This is a genomic window from Lentzea xerophila (genome assembly GCF_051094245.1).
In the GTDB taxonomy this organism is placed as follows: domain Bacteria; phylum Actinomycetota; class Actinomycetes; order Mycobacteriales; family Pseudonocardiaceae; genus Lentzea; species Lentzea xerophila.
This window is the reverse complement of the sequence record NZ_CP194934.1, coordinates 3,880,123-3,896,012: the sequence shown is the minus strand read 5'-3', so window position 1 is coordinate 3,896,012 and position 15,890 is coordinate 3,880,123. Positions and strand designations below refer to the sequence as shown.

At 72.0% G+C, this 15,890-nt stretch carries 15 protein-coding genes; 11 read left to right on the top strand and 4 right to left on the bottom strand.

Annotated elements, in window-relative coordinates; translation table 11 throughout:
* Window positions 1-101 precede the first annotated feature (101 nt).
* The gene (locus ACRSBM_RS18600; RefSeq protein WP_434444815.1) at window positions 102-1,052 is read right to left on the bottom strand and encodes an EamA family transporter; all 951 of its coding nucleotides are present in this window, start codon (window positions 1,050-1,052) and stop codon (window positions 102-104) included.
* An 87-nt stretch (window positions 1,053-1,139) separates the two neighbouring features.
* Between ACRSBM_RS18600 and ACRSBM_RS18595 the strand changes: the two genes are divergently transcribed.
* From ACRSBM_RS18595 to ACRSBM_RS18565, 7 genes are all read left to right on the top strand, one after another.
* Window positions 1,140-1,694: a CGNR zinc finger domain-containing protein gene (locus ACRSBM_RS18595; protein ID WP_434444813.1), complete on the top strand. Its 555-nt coding sequence runs from the start codon at window positions 1,140-1,142 to the stop codon at window positions 1,692-1,694.
* A gap of 102 nt (window positions 1,695-1,796) precedes the next feature.
* Complete coding sequence (locus tag ACRSBM_RS18590) at window positions 1,797-2,189, top strand: hypothetical protein (RefSeq protein WP_434444811.1); 393 nt, start codon at window positions 1,797-1,799, stop codon at window positions 2,187-2,189.
* A gap of 69 nt (window positions 2,190-2,258) precedes the next feature.
* Window positions 2,259-2,780 (top strand): hypothetical protein, encoded by a 522-nt coding sequence (locus tag ACRSBM_RS18585; RefSeq protein ID WP_434444809.1) that lies wholly within the window; start codon window positions 2,259-2,261, stop codon window positions 2,778-2,780.
* Window positions 2,781-2,922: 142 nt separating this feature from the next.
* Entirely contained in the window at window positions 2,923-4,476 is a 1,554-nt protein-coding gene (locus tag ACRSBM_RS18580) for a PucR family transcriptional regulator (RefSeq protein ID WP_434444807.1), read from the top strand.
* Window positions 4,477-4,556: 80 nt separating this feature from the next.
* On the top strand, window positions 4,557-5,804 hold the full coding sequence (locus tag ACRSBM_RS18575; RefSeq protein ID WP_434444805.1) for an NAD(P)/FAD-dependent oxidoreductase: 1,248 nt from the start codon (window positions 4,557-4,559) through the stop codon (window positions 5,802-5,804).
* Window positions 5,801-5,965 carry a hypothetical protein gene (locus ACRSBM_RS18570; protein ID WP_434444804.1) on the top strand — a complete coding sequence of 55 codons (165 nt, stop codon included), beginning with the start codon at window positions 5,801-5,803 and terminating at the stop codon, window positions 5,963-5,965. Before ACRSBM_RS18575 ends, ACRSBM_RS18570 begins: the two co-directional genes overlap by 4 nt.
* A 126-nt stretch (window positions 5,966-6,091) precedes the next feature.
* Window positions 6,092-6,535: a GreA/GreB family elongation factor gene (locus ACRSBM_RS18565; protein ID WP_434444803.1), complete on the top strand. Its 444-nt coding sequence runs from the start codon at window positions 6,092-6,094 to the stop codon at window positions 6,533-6,535.
* Window positions 6,536-6,584: 49 nt separating this feature from the next.
* Here ACRSBM_RS18565 and ACRSBM_RS18560 read toward each other — a convergent pair whose 3' ends face one another.
* Complete coding sequence (locus tag ACRSBM_RS18560; protein WP_434444801.1) at window positions 6,585-7,415, bottom strand: helix-turn-helix transcriptional regulator; 831 nt, start codon at window positions 7,413-7,415, stop codon at window positions 6,585-6,587.
* 118 nt (window positions 7,416-7,533) lie between these two features.
* On the opposite strand from ACRSBM_RS18560, the gene ACRSBM_RS18555 reads away from it, so the two are divergent.
* The 3 genes from ACRSBM_RS18555 to ACRSBM_RS18545 all read left to right on the top strand — a co-directional run bounded on the left by ACRSBM_RS18555 (window position 7,534) and on the right by ACRSBM_RS18545 (window position 10,407).
* Window positions 7,534-8,598, top strand: a complete 1,065-nt coding sequence (locus ACRSBM_RS18555) for an aldo/keto reductase (protein WP_434444799.1) — start codon at window positions 7,534-7,536, stop codon at window positions 8,596-8,598.
* 88 nt (window positions 8,599-8,686) lie between these two features.
* Window positions 8,687-9,637 carry an ATP-binding cassette domain-containing protein gene (locus ACRSBM_RS18550; protein WP_434444797.1) on the top strand — a complete coding sequence of 317 codons (951 nt, stop codon included), beginning with the start codon at window positions 8,687-8,689 and terminating at the stop codon, window positions 9,635-9,637.
* A complete protein-coding gene (locus tag ACRSBM_RS18545) occupies window positions 9,634-10,407 on the top strand; it encodes an ABC transporter permease (protein ID WP_434444796.1) in 774 nt (257 codons plus the stop codon). Before ACRSBM_RS18550 ends, ACRSBM_RS18545 begins: the two co-directional genes overlap by 4 nt.
* An 18-nt stretch (window positions 10,408-10,425) precedes the next feature.
* On the opposite strand, the gene ACRSBM_RS18540 is transcribed toward ACRSBM_RS18545, so the two are convergent.
* On the bottom strand, window positions 10,426-13,557 hold the full coding sequence (locus tag ACRSBM_RS18540; protein ID WP_434444795.1) for a BTAD domain-containing putative transcriptional regulator: 3,132 nt from the start codon (window positions 13,555-13,557) through the stop codon (window positions 10,426-10,428).
* A gap of 3 nt (window positions 13,558-13,560) precedes the next feature.
* Here ACRSBM_RS18540 and ACRSBM_RS18535 point away from each other — a divergent pair, with 3 nt between their 5' ends.
* Complete coding sequence (locus tag ACRSBM_RS18535; RefSeq protein WP_434444794.1) at window positions 13,561-14,865, top strand: lanthionine synthetase LanC family protein; 1,305 nt, start codon at window positions 13,561-13,563, stop codon at window positions 14,863-14,865.
* A 121-nt stretch (window positions 14,866-14,986) separates the two neighbouring features.
* Here ACRSBM_RS18535 and ACRSBM_RS18530 read toward each other — a convergent pair whose 3' ends face one another.
* Window positions 14,987-15,856, bottom strand: coding sequence for a LysR substrate-binding domain-containing protein (locus tag ACRSBM_RS18530; RefSeq protein WP_434444793.1), 870 nt, complete (start codon window positions 15,854-15,856; stop codon window positions 14,987-14,989).
* Window positions 15,857-15,890: the final 34 nt, after the last annotated feature.

Below are 15,890 nucleotides of genomic sequence, written 5' to 3'. Positions count from 1 at the left end.
GAACGTCTGAGAGGCAGTACCCGTGTTCCTGCCGGATATGCGCCGCCGCGTCGATCCACACCCGAAGGCCGAACGTCCGGCGGCGGCGAACTTCCGGCGTACTAAGGGCAGGGCGCGCCGACCGCGGGCGTTACGTCCGGTCGTGCCTCCTGCCGTTCGGCCCGGACCGAGGCGATGCCGGCGAGGATCAGCACGCCGCCGAACAGCTGCAGCGGCGTGAGCTTCTCGCCCAGCAGCAGCCAGGCGAACAGGGAGGCCGAGACGACCTCCAACAGGGCGACGAACGACGCGAGCCGCGACCCGAGGATTCCGGAGGCCGTGATGCCGCTCGCGTAGGCCAGCGCCGTGCCGACGACCGCGACGACGAGCAGTGGCACCCACCAGGCGGTGGGCGTGCCGAACAGGGGCACGTCGCCGAACGTGGCGGTGAGCGGCAGCAACCCGGTCGTCCCGATGATCGCCAGGACGGGCGCGGCCAGCAGCAGCCCGGCCCCGGCGAGCGCGACCGGAGGCAGTCCCTCGTTGGGGCGCGCGGCGATCACGAAGTAGACGGCACAGCCGATGGCGGCACCGAACGCCGCCGCCAGGCCGGCCGGGTCCACGGCCTGGATCGCGCCGGGCCCGATCACGAGCACCAGACCGCCGATCGCGAGCACCGAGCCGACCAGCACGACGGGCGCGGGCGTGCGCCTGCTGACCGCCCAGGTGAACCCGACCAGCAGCAGCGGCGCGAGGAACTCGATGAGCAGCGCGGTCGCCACCGGGATGCGCTGGATGGCGGCGAAGTAGCAGACCTGGGTGATCGCCACGCCGACCACGCCCATGCCCAGCACGGGCCATCTGGCCTGAAGGAGCAGGTTCCACCGGCCGCGCAGCGAGAGGACGACGAACGGCAGCAGCACGAGCCCGGCGGTGAGCGCGCGGGCCGTGACGGCGGCGGTCGGCGACCAGCCTGCCTCCAGGAGCGGTTTGACGAACGCCCCCGAGGTGCCGAACGAGATGAACGAGACCGCTGCCGCGATCAGACCGGTCGACTTCGACTGAATCCCCATGCTCGCGCGCCTCCCGGTCCCGTGCCCTGTCATGGTCTAACGTGGCGAACGCCCCTGACGCTAGGCCGGTCCGAGTAAGGAGTCAATTTGCATTTTGCCCCTGACACGGAGGAGTCGCTCGCCTTCGTCGTCGCCCTGTGCAACACCGATCCCTCGGCGTCGCGCAGCGGCGAGGACGAGCTGGCCACGGCCGACCAGCTCACGGACCTCCTGACTCGGTACTCCTACACGGGCCGCATCGACCACGACGAGGCGGAACTGCACGACGTCCACCACACGCGTGCGCTGCTCAGGCACGTCTGGACCCTCGATCGCGACGACGCCGTCGAAGCCGTGAACAAGATGCTCCGCGACGCCAGGGCACTCCCGCAGCTGGTGCGCCACGACGAGCTCGACTGGCACATGCACGCCACCGAACCCACCTCGCCGCTCGCCGAACGCATCCGGGTCGAGGCCGCGCTCGCCCTCATCGACGTGATCCGGATGGACGAGACGGAGCGCCTGCGGATCTGCGCGGCGGACGACTGCGCCGGACTCCTGCTGGACCTCTCGCGCAACGGCCTCAAGCGGTTCTGCACCGTGCGGTGCGGCAACCGGATGAACATGATCGCCTTCCGGGAACGCCGCGCGGACCGCGAATGACCGGACCGGTGATCGGCGCGTACTCACGACGCCCGCGCCCCGCGCGCACTACGGTGTTGATCGGCACAGAGGCACGAACGGTGTGAGGGGCAGGGGCGCGACATGACGTCGTGGGTCGAGGTCGTCAACTACGTCCGAGTCCGGTACGAGGTCCTGGAGGAGACGGAGGACTGGCTGCGGTTCCGGCTCGACGCCGAGGCGCAGCGGACCCAGCAGGTCTCGGTGCACCACCTGCCCGACCTGGACGGTGTGGCCTGGCTGGAGATCTCCTCCCCGGTCGGCCGCGCGGACGAGATCGACCTCCGCCGCCTGCTGGAGCTCGCCGGCAAGTCGGGCATCGGCGGCGCGGCCGTGGTGGACGGCCTGGCGCTGCTCAAGCACACGGTCCCGCTCGAGGACCTCAGCGTCCGCGAGGAGTTCGAGCGCCCGCTGACCCTGCTGGTCGCCGGGGCCGACGCCTTCGAGCACGAGCTGACCCGCGACGACCACTTCTGACCGCCCTCGCCCCCGACCTGGACACCTGATCCACACAGGTTCCTCACAAGCGGCCCCGAAGATCGCGGCATGAAGAGGATCGTGGTCATGTGCGCGGCCCTGGTGCTGACGTCGTGCGCCGCGCCGCCGGAAAGCGGCGGCGCCGAGGTGGCCTCCCTGTCCACCCCTGTCGGCACGTCGTCCTCGGCCGCACCCGAGGAGCAACGCCCGCGCGAGCGCCTGGACATGACGGAGGAGGACCGCGACGCCCTGGTGGCGCCGTACCTGAGGTGTCTCACGGACCACGGCGTGGACAAGAAGGCCGACCCGCCGCCGTCCCGGGAAGTCACCGACAGGGCGAACAAGGCGTGCGAGCCGAAGAGGCCGCTGCCGGCGTGGGAGCTCGACGCCACCAACCCGGAGGCCCTCGACTTCGCCAACCGCGTCGTGCAGTGCCTGCGGCAGAAGGGCGTTCGGTACGTCGAGGTCTACCAGGAGCCGGGGTCGGAGGTGATCGGCCCTTCGTACGGTGGCCCCAACAACGACCAGGAGTCGATCACGCTCGGCCTCCGGTACACGAAGGAGTGCGAGATCGAGGCGTCGAGGAAGTAGGGCTCCGAAGCGGTCTGCCGTACGACGGCCCCCGGTGGCACAACGCGGTGGCCGGCGTCGCGGCGCGATAATCTGCACGACCGCGTGCAGGCCGTCGTCCACGTCCTCAGGCACGGCCAGACGGCTCGAGAGGACTGCGTTCATGGTGCGGCTGGATCGTCTCGTCAACGTGCTGGGCGGGTACGGGGTGCGGCTGTGCTGCTGCCCGGTGCCGCGCTCGGCGGAGTTGCGCGGTGTGGTCCTGCGGGACGCCTCCGACGACCGGGCCCAGATCGGTGACGTCTTCCTCGCCGTCGGCGCCGAGTCCGTCAAGGACGCGGTCGGCGCGGCGGCGTCGGCACGCGCGGTCGTCGTGCTCCTGCGTGGTGGTGAGGAGGTCCGGGAGGCCGCGGCCGCGGCGGGGGAGGCGGCGGGGGTCGCGGTGGTGCTCGCCGATCCGGCCGTGTCGTGGAGCCAGCTCGCCGGTGTCGTCTACGGGCTCGTGCTGGAGGGGGGCGAGACCGAGTCAGGACGTGGCCCCACCGACCTGTTCGCGCTGGCGGACAGTCTGGCCGACGCGATCGACGGCGCGGTGACGATCGAGGACCGGCTCTCGCGGGTGCTCGCCTACTCGAGTCCCCAGCAGGAGGCCGACGCGGCCAGGCTGGAGACGATCCTGGGCCGGCAGGTGCCCGCCTGGGTGCGGGAGCTGTTCGACGCCAGGGGAGTGCGGGAACACCTGTTGCGGTCGGACGAACCGTTGTTCGTGGCAGGCGAGCCCGCACGGGGCCTCACGGGCCGGACGGTCGTGGCGGTGCGGGCCGGCCGGGAGCTGCTGGGGTCGGTCTGGGTGGCCGGTCCGGCTCCGCTGGAGGCGGAGCGGCTCACCGCGCTGACCGACGGTGCCCGGACCGTGGCGTTGCACCTGCTGCGGCTGCGGGCGAGCGCCGACCTGGAACGCCAGGTCGAGTCGGACCTCGTGATCCGCCTGCTCGAAGGCACCGCGGACGCCGCGACCGTCCTGAGCCAGCTCGGGCTCCTGCCCGGCCCGGCGCGGGTGGTCGCGGTGCGGGCCCACGTCGGCGACGAACGGCACGCGGCGCTGCTGCTGGCGTTCGAACAGGCGACCACGGGGTTCGGGTGGTCGCGGCCGGGCCGCAGCGCGTTGGCGGGCAACAGCATCTACACGATCCTGCCGGGCGAGCAGGCGTCGGTGGCACGGGCGTGGGTGGCGGCGCTGAAGGCCGCGCTGCCCGCGAACGTGGTCATGTCGGCAGGGATCAGCGGCGTCGCCGCACCCGCGGACCTGCCGGCGGGACGGCAGGAGGCCGACGAGTGCCTGGCCCTGCACGAGACGGGCGGCGGTGACGGCGGGCCGCCCGCCTACGACGAGTCGTGGGACGAGATCCTGCTGCAACGCCTGCGCACCGCGGCGCGAGTGGGCCGCGCACCGGCACGGGGACCGGTGGCGGACCTGCGCCGGCACGACGCCGAGCACGGCACCGACTACGTGGCGACGTTGCGGGCGTGGCTGGAGGCCCAGGGCGACCTCCTCGCCGCGGGCGACCGGCTCGGCGTGCACGGCAACACCGTCCGCAACCGGCTGCGGAAGATGGCCGACGTGGCCGGGCTCGACCTGGCCGACGCGGGCAAACGGGTCGCCATGATCATCGACCTCGCCGCCACGGTGTCGGAATCGGACAACCACCTGCCCTGAGATTGTCGGGAACGGACATCCGGTCCGCTCCCTTCCCGAGCCATCCTGACGTCGTCAGCACACAACGGGTGGAGGTCGGGATGGCCGGCGTCGAGCGCATCGACGGAGGTCCGCGGTCAGCGGTGGTGGTCGGAGCAGGTGTCGTCGGGCTGTCGGCCGCGTGGTTCCTGCAGGAACGCGGCGTCGACGTCACGGTCGTCGACCGGACCGGTGTCGCCGCCGGGGCGTCCTGGGGCAACGCCGGCTGGATCGCGCCGGGCCTCGCGATTCCCCTCAACGAGCCCGCGGTGCTGCGCTACGGCGTGCGGTCGCTGTTCGACTCCGCCGCGCCGCTGCACGTGCCGCTGACGGCCGATCCCGGGCTGTGGTCGTTCCTCACGCGGTTCGCCGCGAACTGCCGGTGGTCCTCGTGGACCAGGGCGGTGCACGCCAACCTCCCGCTCAACGAGGAGAGCATCGAGGCGTACGACGTGCTCACCGCGAACGGCGTCGACGCCCCGACGAACGACCGGCCGATCACCGCCGCGTTCACGTCGGCGAAGGAGGCGAAGAGCCTGCTGCGTGAGCTGGACCGGCTCAGGTCGGCGGGACAACGGGTCGAGCACGCCGAACTGTCCACACAGGACCTCGGTGAGCAGGTTCCGCTGGCGTCGCCCGCGCTGACCGCCGGAGTGCGCATCGACGGGCAGCGCTTCGTCGACCCCGGCGGCTTCGTGCGGGCACTGGGCCGCGCGGTCGTCGCCAGGGGTGCCACGATCCACCAGTTCGAGGCCACCGACATCCGCGGCACCAGCGTGTACGCCGCGGACGGCACAGTTGTCTCCGCAGAGGCGGTGGTCGTGGCCACCGGCGCCTGGCTGCCGCGGCTCGCGGCCCGGTTCGGTGTCCGCACCCCGGTCCGCGCCGGACGTGGCTACTCCTTCACGGTGCCGGTGGACCGGCCCGCCACCGGCCCGGTCTACCTGCCGGAGGTCCGCGTGGCCTGCACGCCCTACCGCGACGCGCTGCGGGTCGCGGGAACCATGGAGTTCCGCGGACCGGACGCGCCCCTGGACACCGCGCGCGTGGACGCCCTCGTCGCCTCCGCCCGGCCACTCCTGCGCGGCGTGCGCTGGGACGAGCGCACCGACGTCTGGGTGGGACCCCGCCCGGTCACCCCGGACGGCCGGGCGCTGATCGGCGCGACCAGGCTGCCCGGTGTCTACGTGGCGGGCGGGCACGGGATGTGGGGCCTGGCACAGGGGCCGGTCACCGGACGGCTGCTGGCCGAGCAGATCACCACCGGCAAGCAACCGGCCGCCCTGCGCGAGTTCGACCCGCTGCGATGAACACGCCGCTGACCGGGGACGAGCGCGCCGAACTGGCGCGGCTGCGGGCGGAGAACGAGTTCCTCCGCGTCCAGCGCGACATCCTCCTGGGTGTCGCGAGCGGCTACGCGCGGGACTTCGACATCGTCCAGCGCCGTGCCGCGGAACGGTGCCACGACTGACTTTCCGCCGGTTCGCAAGGGCCGTGACAGCCGAACCCGGCCCGCGCGGACATCCCGCCGTCAGGGCGGTACGCCTCCCCCCAGGCCGCCCTGACGGCACTTTTCTGTCGCTGAGGAGACACGACGATGAGCACAGCCCAACGCATCTGGCTCACGCCACAAGCGCACCACCGGCTTCGCAACGAGCTGGCGGGACTGCTCGCCTCCAGACGAGGCGAGCCCGGTGCCCTCTCGGAGCGGGCGAGAGACGAACGCGTCCGGGAGATCCACGACCTCCTCGCCACCGCGGTGGTCGGGGAGGACCCACCGGACGACGGCGTCGCCGAACCCGGCATGGTGCTCACGGTCCGCTTCGACGACACCGGGGACACCGAGACGTTCCTGCTCGGTGTGCGCGCCGCGGAACACACCGCGATCGAGGTCTACTCGCCGGGCTCACCGCTGGGGGCGGCGGTGAACGGTGCGCGCCGAGGAGAGCAGCGCGCCTACCGGGTGCCCAGCGGCGCCATGATGCGCGTGACCCTGCTCGAAGCGGTGCCCTACGGGCGTGCGGAACGCGCTGACAGCTGACCAGCCCGGAACCAACGTGACACCACCCGGCTGACCAGGTGCGCGTGGGTCAGCGGGTCCGCAACCGGTCCAGCGCTGCCCGGCTCTCCTCGTCGGCGGGACGGTAGATCGCGAGCAACTGGTCGGGGTCCTGCAGCGGTGTCAGCACCTCGAAGTCCACGGCGACCAGTCCGGCCGCGGGGTGCCGCAGCACCTTGCGCCCCCGGCCCTTGACCTTGACGTCCCGCTGGGCCCACAGCCGCGCGAACTCCTCGTCGCCCGCGACGAGCTCGGCGACGAGGTCGCCCAGCACCTCGTCCTCCGGATGCGCGGCCCACGCGGCCCGCAGGTGCGCGACACCTTCGCGCACCACCTCGTCGCGGTCGACGTAGAGGTCGCGGGTCCGCGGGTGCATCAGGCACACCCAGATGGCGTTGCGCTGGGACGGTGGCAGCGCGGCGAAGTCAACCAGCAGTGCCGACATCTCGTCGTTCCAGGCGAGTACGTCGGAGCGGTGGTTCATCAGCATGGCGGGCAGCGGCGAGAGGTCGGCGACGAGTCGCGCGAGCGGTGCCGCGGCGGTCGTGGCCGGTTTGCCGGCGCCGGGGGAGCGTTGCTGGGCGAGGTTGTAGAGGTAGGCGCGTTCGTCGGGACTCAGGCGCAGCGCCTGGGCCAGTGCTTCCACCACCGTGGCGGACGGTCGCAGCCCGCGGGCCTGTTCCAGCCGCACGACGTAGTCGGTGCTGACCCCGGCGAGCTCGGCGACCTCCTCGCGGCGCAGCCCTGGTGTCCGCCGGGACCGGCGGTGCGAGGGCAGGCCGAAGTCGCCCGGGTCGAGGCTTTCGCGCCGGCTGCGCAGGAACGCGGCCAGCTCTTGTGTCGTGTCCACCGTGCGGGTCATCGCGTCCGAAGTTACCCGAGCGAGGGTAGGACTGACCTTCCCAGGAACTTCCTTCCCTTACCCCCGGCCGGCGACGTCCGCAGACTCGTCCTCCGCACCGACACACAGGAGGACGACCATGCCGCTCACTCTCGACACCTACCGGCTGCTGGGCCGATCGGGGCTGCGGGTCTCACCGCTGGCGCTCGGCACGGCGACCTTCGGCACCGAGTGGGGATGGGGCGCGGACAAGGACGATGCGCGCAAGCTGTTCGACACCTACGTCGACGGCGGCGGCAACTTCATCGACACCGCCGACACCTATACCGAAGGCAGTTCCGAACGCCTGCTCGGCGAGTTCACCCGCCAGAACCGCGACAGCCTCGTCCTGGCGACGAAGTACACGACGCTGAGCAGGCCCGGCGACCCGAACTCCGCGGGCAGCAGCCGCAAGAACCTGTTCGCGTCGGTGGAGGGCAGTCTCCGGCGGCTGAACACCGACTACCTCGACCTGCTCCTGCTGCACGTGTGGGACTTCGCGACACCGGTCGAGGAGATCCTGCGCGGTCTCGACGACCTGGTCCGCCAGGGCAAGGTCCGCTACCTGGGGATGTCCAACGTCCCGGCCTGGGAGATCTCGCGCATGCAGGCGATCGCCGACCTGCGCGGCTGGTCACCGCTCGTCGCGCTGCAGATCGAGTACAGCCTGATCAACCGGACCGGGGAACGCGACCTGATCCCCATGGCACGGGAGCTCGGGCTCGGCGTGTGCCCGTACTCTCCGCTGGGAGGCGGCGTCCTCACCGGCAAGTACACCCGCGCCGACCTGACCGGCCAGGGCACCGACTCCGCCGACAGCAGCCGGAAGAGCTTCAACACCGGCCTGGGCCTGGTCAGCGAACGCAACCTGGCCATCGCCGACGTGGTGCGGGAGGTCGCCGGAGAGCTGGGCCACACCCCGGCCCAGGTCGGACTGGCCTGGACGCTGCGTACCCCCGGCGTCGCGGCACCGGTGATCGGCGCGCGCACCGCGGCACAGCTCACGGACAACCTGGGCGCCCTGGAGGTCGACTTCAGTGACGACCAGCTGGCGCGCCTCGACGCCGTCAGCGCGATCGAGCTCGGCAACCCGCACGCCCTGCTCGCCAGTGACCACATCCGCACGGTCATGCGAGGAGACATGAAGTTCGCAGCGCGCCGCTGACAGAGCGGGCGCCGGGCTGTCAGCCGTCTGTGCGCGCGCTGCCAGCGGCACGGCGCACAGTTCCTCCCGACACAGGGAGGAACCAACGATGGCGCTGGCGATCAGGGCAGAAGGCCTGGTCAAGCACTACGGGGAGACCAAGGCCCTCGACGGGGTGGATCTCGAGGTGCCGGTGGGGAAGGTCGTGGGTGTGCTCGGGCCGAACGGCGCGGGCAAGACCACGGCGGTGCGGGTGCTGGCGACGTTGCTGCGCCCGGACGCGGGACACGCCACGGTCCACGGACACGACGTGGTGAAGGACCCGCGAGCGGTCCGCTCGCTGATCGGGCTGACCGGGCAGTACGCGTCGGTGGACGAGGACCTCTCCGGTACGGAGAACCTCATGCTGCTCGCGCGGCTGCTGGACCACTCGCGGGCGGGGGCCAGGGCGAGGGCGAGTGAGCTGCTGGAGCAGTTCGAGCTCACCGACGCCGCGGGCAGGGCCGCGAAGACGTACTCCGGGGGCATGCGCCGCCGGCTCGACCTCGCGGCCAGCCTGGTCGGCAACCCGTCCGTGCTCTACCTGGACGAGCCGACCACGGGCCTGGACCCGCACGCCCGCAACGAGGTGTGGGCGGTGGTGCGCAAGCTCGTCGCGAACGGCGTGACGGTCCTGCTCACCACCCAGTACCTGGAGGAGGCCGACCAGCTCGCGGACTCGATCACGGTGTTCGACCACGGCCGCGTGGTGGCCGAGGGCCGGCCGGACGAGCTGAAGCGGCGTGTCGGCGGGCAGACGCTGCAGGTGCGGCCGACGTCGTTGCGGGACCTGGACGTGGTCCACCGGATCCTCGGTGACCTCACCGGCGTCCGGCCGACGCGGGACGACGACACGGGGTTGCTCACCGCGCCGGTGAACGACCCGGTGCTGCTGTCCACGCTGGTCCGCAAGCTCGACGAGGCCGGGATCACCGCGGACGAACTGGCGCTGCGGCTGCCCTCGCTCGACGAGGTCTTCCTCGCGCTGACCGGCAAGCAGACCGAAGGGAGCCTGGCATGAGCACCATCGCGTTGGACCGGGGCATGCGCCACGGCCTCTCGTTGGCCTGGCGCGGAGTCCTCAAGATCCGCAAGAACCCCGAGCAGCTGATGGACGTCACGCTCGCACCGATCGTCTTCCTGGTGATGTTCACCTACCTGTTCGGCGGCGCGCTCGCCGGCAGCACGGACACCTACCTGCAGATGCTGGTGCCGGGCATCATGGTGATGAACATCCTGCAGGCCAGCATGACCGCGGGCGTGCAGCTGAACACGGACGTCTCCAAGGGCGTGTTCGACAGGTTCCGCTCGATGCCGATCGCGCGCTCGGCGCCGTTGATCGGGGCGGTGCTCGCGGACGTCGTGCGGTACGTGGTGTGCGTCGTCGTGCTGCTGGTGGTCGCCACGATCATGGGCTTCCGCGTGCAGACCGGCCCGGTGGAGCTGCTGGTCGCGGCCGGGCTGACGATCGCGTTCGGGCTGTGCTTCTGCTGGGCCTCGGTGTTCGTGGGCATGCTGCTCAAGACCCCGCAGGCGGTGCAGGGCATGATGTTCGTGCTGATCATGCCGTTGACGTTCGGCAGCAACGTGTTCGTCAGCACCGAGACCATGCCGGGCTGGCTCCGGGCGTGGGCGGACATCAGCCCGGTGAGCCTGCTGTCGGACGCGCTGCGCGGGCTGCTCAACGGCGGCGCGATCGCCGGGCCGCTGACCGGGTCGGTGATCTGGATGGTCGCGGCGGTGGCGGTGTTCTTCCCGCTCGCCATGTGGGCCTACCGCAAGCGGGTGTGAACCGCCGGGAGGCGGGTGTCAGGCGATGCCCGCCTCTTCGCGGACCTGGTGCAGCGCCTCGGCTTTGGTGATCGAGAGCGGTTCCGGCTCACCCAACTCGGCGACCATCCGCCGCACGTCGGGGTCGCCCATGTCGAGCCGGCCGCGGATCACCTGCGCGAGCGCGAGCAACCGGGTCGCCGCGCCGGCGCGGCCCTGCCGGTGCCGGACGTGGGCCAGCAGCTCCGTCACGGTCGAGAGATCCGGCATGTCGCCGCGATCGGACGTCGCCCCGATCGCCACCGCGACGCACGCCTCGGCCTCGTCCAGGTTGCCGTCGGCGACCGCGATGCGCGCGTCCAGCATCGCCGACCACTCCGTGACGAACGAGCCGAACAGGGTCGAGGTCGTGGCCGACTCCTTGAACCAGTCGCTCAGCTCGCGTGCCTGGGCGGTCTCGCCGGCCCGCAGCAGGACCTCGGCCTTCGCGTAGCCGATCATGATGGACATGTGGTCGTTGCCGATCTCCCGGACGTACTGCTCCGCCTCGGCCACCTGGCGCTCGGCCGCGGCGTGGTCGCCGAGCCGTGCGTACTCGACCGCGAGCCGCCACCGCTGCTGCACCGTGTCGTCCTGGGACCGCAGCTCCAGTGCCACCGCTAGACCCTGCTCGTACAACTCGATCGCTGCCAGGTTGTCGCCGGTGTGCGAGACGAACGCCGCCTTCATGCCGAGCGTCATCGCCGAGCCCCAGCGGTCGCCCACGGCCATGAACTGCTCGTACGCCCGGTCGCGGGCGGCTTCGGCGCCGTCGAGGTCGCCTTCGTCGACCAGCATGAAGCTCAACGCCCACTCGGCTCCCGCCCGCGCCCACGCGTCCTCGCTCGCCGCCGCCCGTTTCACCTCGCGGCGCGCCAGTTCCGGGTTCTGGCTGAGGAAGGCGAGCATCGGGAGCGCGATCGCCAGTGACGGGTACCTTCCGACGGCACCGGTGGCGACGCAGTCGTCGATGACCTGCGCCGCGTTGTCCATCATGGGCGCGCCGGGCACCGCGACCATGATCAGCTGCATCGCCTGGAAGGTGGCGCGGCGGTCGGCCGGCAGGTCGTCGCCCAGCGCGAGCAGCTCGCGCACCGACAGCTCCGCGCGTTCGTTGTCGCCCTTGATGAGCCAGTACCAGAACACCCCGCCGAGCAGGTCCGCCGCCAGCACGACCTCGCGGTCGTCGATCGCGCCGCGCAACGCGGCCACGACGTTGTCCTGCTCCGCCTCGTAGACCTTGATCGCCTCGATCTGCCGCGCGGTGCGGGTGAGTGGCTCCCACCTTGCGGTCAGGTCCCGGTAGTAGCGGCGGAACCGGTCCACCACCTCCCGCTTCTCGCCGGACGCGTCGAGCCGCTCCGCGGCGTAGACGCGGATCGTCTCCAGCATCCGGTAGCGGGCCTCGCCGTCGAGCTCCACCACGTCCACAATGGACTTGTCGACCAGTGACGTGAGCACGTACAGCGCGTCGGCGAGGCAGACCTCCTCGATCGCCGCGAGGTCGGCGCCCGCCGGGAACACCGCGAGCCGGCGGGCGAGCCGGAGCTCCTCCTCGGTGAGCAGGTCCCAGCTCCACTCGACGACGGCGCGCAACGTGCGCTGGCGCGGCAGCGCCGTGCGGCTGCCCGAGGTGAGCAGCCGGAACCTGTCGTCCAGGCGCTGGGTGATCTGCCGGACCGTCATCGACCGCAGCCGCGCGGCCGCGAGCTCCAGCGCCAGCGGCATGCCGTCGAGTCGGCGGCAGATCTGCCTGACGTCGTCCACAGTGGACTCGTCGAGCCGGAAGCCCGGCTTCACCGCGCCGGCCCGGTCCAGGAACAGCCGCACCGCGCTGAACCCGGCCAGGTCGGTGTGCCTGTCGGGCACCGCGAGCGGGCCGATGGGGCACAGCGACTCGCCGTCGATCGCGAGCGGTTCCCGGCTGGTGGCGAGCACGCGCAGGTGCGGCACCCGGCGCAGCAGCTCGGTGGTGAACTCGGCGGCCGCCGCGATCAGATGTTCGCAGTTGTCCAGCACCAGCAACGACTCGCCCGCGCCGAGCACCTCGGCGATGCGCGTCATGCCCTCGCTGGCGCGGCGCAGTGGATCGCCGCTGCCGCTCCTCAGCTCGAACGCGCCGAGCACGGCACCGGCGAGGTCCTCAGCCGCCCGCACGCCGGCCAGCGCGGCGAACCACACGCGTCCCTTGCCGTGCAACGGATGCCGGGCGGCGACCTCGGTGGCCAGCCGCGTCTTGCCCGCACCGCCCGGTCCGAACAGCGTCACCAGGCGCGCTGAGCCGAGCAGCCCCGCGATCTCCGCCAGCTCGTCGTCGCGCCCGACGAAGCTGGTGAGCCGCACCGGCAACCGGTCGACCACCGCGCGTGGCCCGAGCTCGCCGCGCAACGCCGCGAGGTGGACGTCCTGCAGCTCCTGCGACGGGTCGACGCCCAGCTCGTCCGCGAGCCGGCCGCGGACCTCGGCGTACACCCGAAGCGCGTCGGACTGCCTGCCCCGCGCGCACAACGCCCTCATCAGCAGCCCGGCCAGGCGTTCCCGCAGCGGGTGCTTCTCGTGTATCGCCGTCAGCGCGGCGACGTCGAGCTCAGCGGACTCGAGACGGTCCTCCTCGGCGGCCACCCGTGCTTCCTCCAGCCGCGCCGCAACGGGCTGGGCGAACGGCGCGTCCCGCACGTCCGCCAGCGCGTCACCACGCCAGAGGTCCAGCGCCTCGTCGAGCCTTCCGGCGGCGCGCAGTCGTTCGAAGCGGAAGACGTCGACGTGCTCGCTCGCGACGCCGAGCCGGTAGCCGCCCGGCTCCAGCGCGACGGGGCAGACCTTGCGCAGCCTCGACACCAGCGACTGCAGCGCGTTCGGCGCGTCCGCCGGCGGCTGCTCGCCCCAGAGGTCGTCGATCAGCGTGGTCGTGGCCACGGGACGGCCGGGGTCGAGGGCGAGACGGGCCAGGAGCATGCGGACGCGGGCCCCACCGATGTCGACCGGTGTGCCGTCCTCGGCCGTCACGGTCGTCGGCCCCAGCAATGCCACGCGCACGGGTCCAGCCTTCCAGATCACGTGCGGCGACCAGGCGGGAACGCCGAGTGCGCGGGCGAGCGCCGCCTGTCCGAGCCCCGCCGGTGCGATGATCACCAGGTGGAGACGTACCGGGGGACCGCCGAGCGTGCTTGGCGATGGGTGCTGGATCAGGTGCAGTACGACGACGGTGTGGTCTGGATCCCGCCGTCCGCCGGTGGTGAGCTGGATCCCGACGACCGGGACGGCATGTACGCGGGTGCCGGTGGGCTGGCGCACGCGCTGGCGGAGATCCGCCTGACCCGCGAGTGGACCGCCGAGGAGCAACGCCTGGCGGACGTGGTGGCAGGCCAGGTCCGTGCCGGCATCGCCACCACCACCGACTACACGTTCTTCAGCGGTCTGGTCAGCGCGATCGGCGTGCTGACGGTCCTCGACGCGCCGGGATCCGACGCGGCCGTCGCCAGGTTGCTGGAACTGTCCACACCGGACGGGTGGGCGCACGAGTGGTACGGGCCGCCGCGGTTCGCGGAAGGTGCCCGCACCCACGATCTGACGCTGGGCTCGGCGGGTGTGCTGCTGGCCGCGGTGTGGGCGAAGCGGCACGGCGTGGCAGGTGCGGAGGAACTCGCCGGTCTGGCGGCCGAAGTGCTGATGGCCGAGCGGGAACAGGTGCCCGGCGGGCTGAACTGGCGTGCGGTGCCGGTGCGGTTCGGCGGGGAGCAACGGCAGATGCCCAACTTCTCGCACGGCCTCTCGGGCATCGCCACGGCACTGGCCCTGGCCGGTGCCGAGCTCGCGCGCCCGGACCTCGTCGAGGCCGCGACCGCCGGCGCCGCGCACCTCGTGGCGCTCGCCGACACGTTCGACGGCGGTTTCCGGGTCCAGCTGCGCATCCCCCTGCTGGAGGACATGGAGGAGTTCAGCTACGGCTGGTGCCACGGCCCGACCGGAACCTCGTTGCTGTGGCGGGTTTTGCAGCACGCGGGCGTGTCCCAGGTGGCGGGCACGGACGTCGTGGACTGGCACCGCCGGTGCCTGCACAGCCTCCGCGTCTGCGGCCTGCCCGAACGGAAGTACCCGGGCTTCTGGGACAACGACGGCCGGTGCTGCGGCACCGCGGGCGTCGGCGACAGGCTGCTCGACGCGGGACAGCACACGGACTTCGCACTGCAGCTGGCCGATGTGGTCGTGCAGCGCGCGATCCCGGACGGTTCCGGCGTGTGCTGGCGGTTCATCGAGCACCGCGACGACGACCCGCTGCTGCCGCCCGGCATCGGCTGGATGCAGGGCGCGGCGGGCATCGCCGGGTTCCTGTTCCACGCCGGTCGCGTCGCTCAGGGGGATGCGACCGCCGTGCCGCGCATGGACACCTGGTGGGCACTCCAGACCGCAGCCCCCGACGTGGCCGCCCGCTCCTCCTGACCGCACGCGGGGCGCCTTCGTACTATGACACAGTACGAAGGCGCCCCACGTCCGCAGCCGAAGCGGGCAGGTCTGGCGGTCGTCCGCGTAGGCGCAACGCCGGTGCCGCGCCTGTTCGTGGTCACCGCTCGTCCGACTGCGACCGGGTGTGCAGGGCGTCGAGCACCGCGGTGATCGCGGCTCGCGAGCCGCGCCGCACAGCCGCGGTGATCCTTCTTGTCACCGGCAGCTCCCTCGTGAGCACGTCGAACCGCCGGTCGACGGCCAGCCCGGGCAGCACGGCGACCGCCAGACCCGCCTCGACGTGCCGCAGCGTCAGCATGTAGTTGCTGAACCGCCCCACCACCCGCGGCTCGAACCCGGCCTGCCGGCACAGCCGCGTCGCGAGGTTCGCCATGTAGGAGCCGGGGATGTCGAACGCCCACGGCTCGTCCTCGCACGCGGCCAGATCGCTCTTGGGCTGGCCCGGCGGCGTGACCAGCACGATCGGGTCCTCGCCCAGCGGCACGACGTCGATGTCGCGGGGGACCGGCAGCTCGACGAAGTCCGTGGTCGTGATGATCACGTCGACTTCGCCGGCCAGCAGCGCGGGCATGCTCGCGTGCGGTTCCAGCTCGACGATCTCGACGTCGAGGTGCGGGTGGCCGAGCGCCTGGATGGCGGGCACGGCGAGCGTGTGGACCGAACTCTGGAACGCGCCCAGCCGGATGAGGCCGGAGGGTTCGTCGTTCAGGCCTCTCAGCTCGGCCTCGACGGCGTCCATCTGGTCGAGGATCGACCGAGCCCTGCGCGCCAGGATCAGCCCGGCGGACGTGAGCCGCACGCGCCTGCCGGTCCGTTCGAGCAGCTGCGTGCGCGTCTCGGTCTCGAGTACCGCGAGCTGCTGCGACACGCTCGACGCACTCAGGTTGGCGGCCTGCGCCACGGCCCGCACGGTGCCCAGCGCGTCGAGCTGGCTGAGCAGGCGCAGGCGCCACGGGTTGAGCGTCATCTGTTCAGTATTTCCGAACAGCGAGCGTGGGATC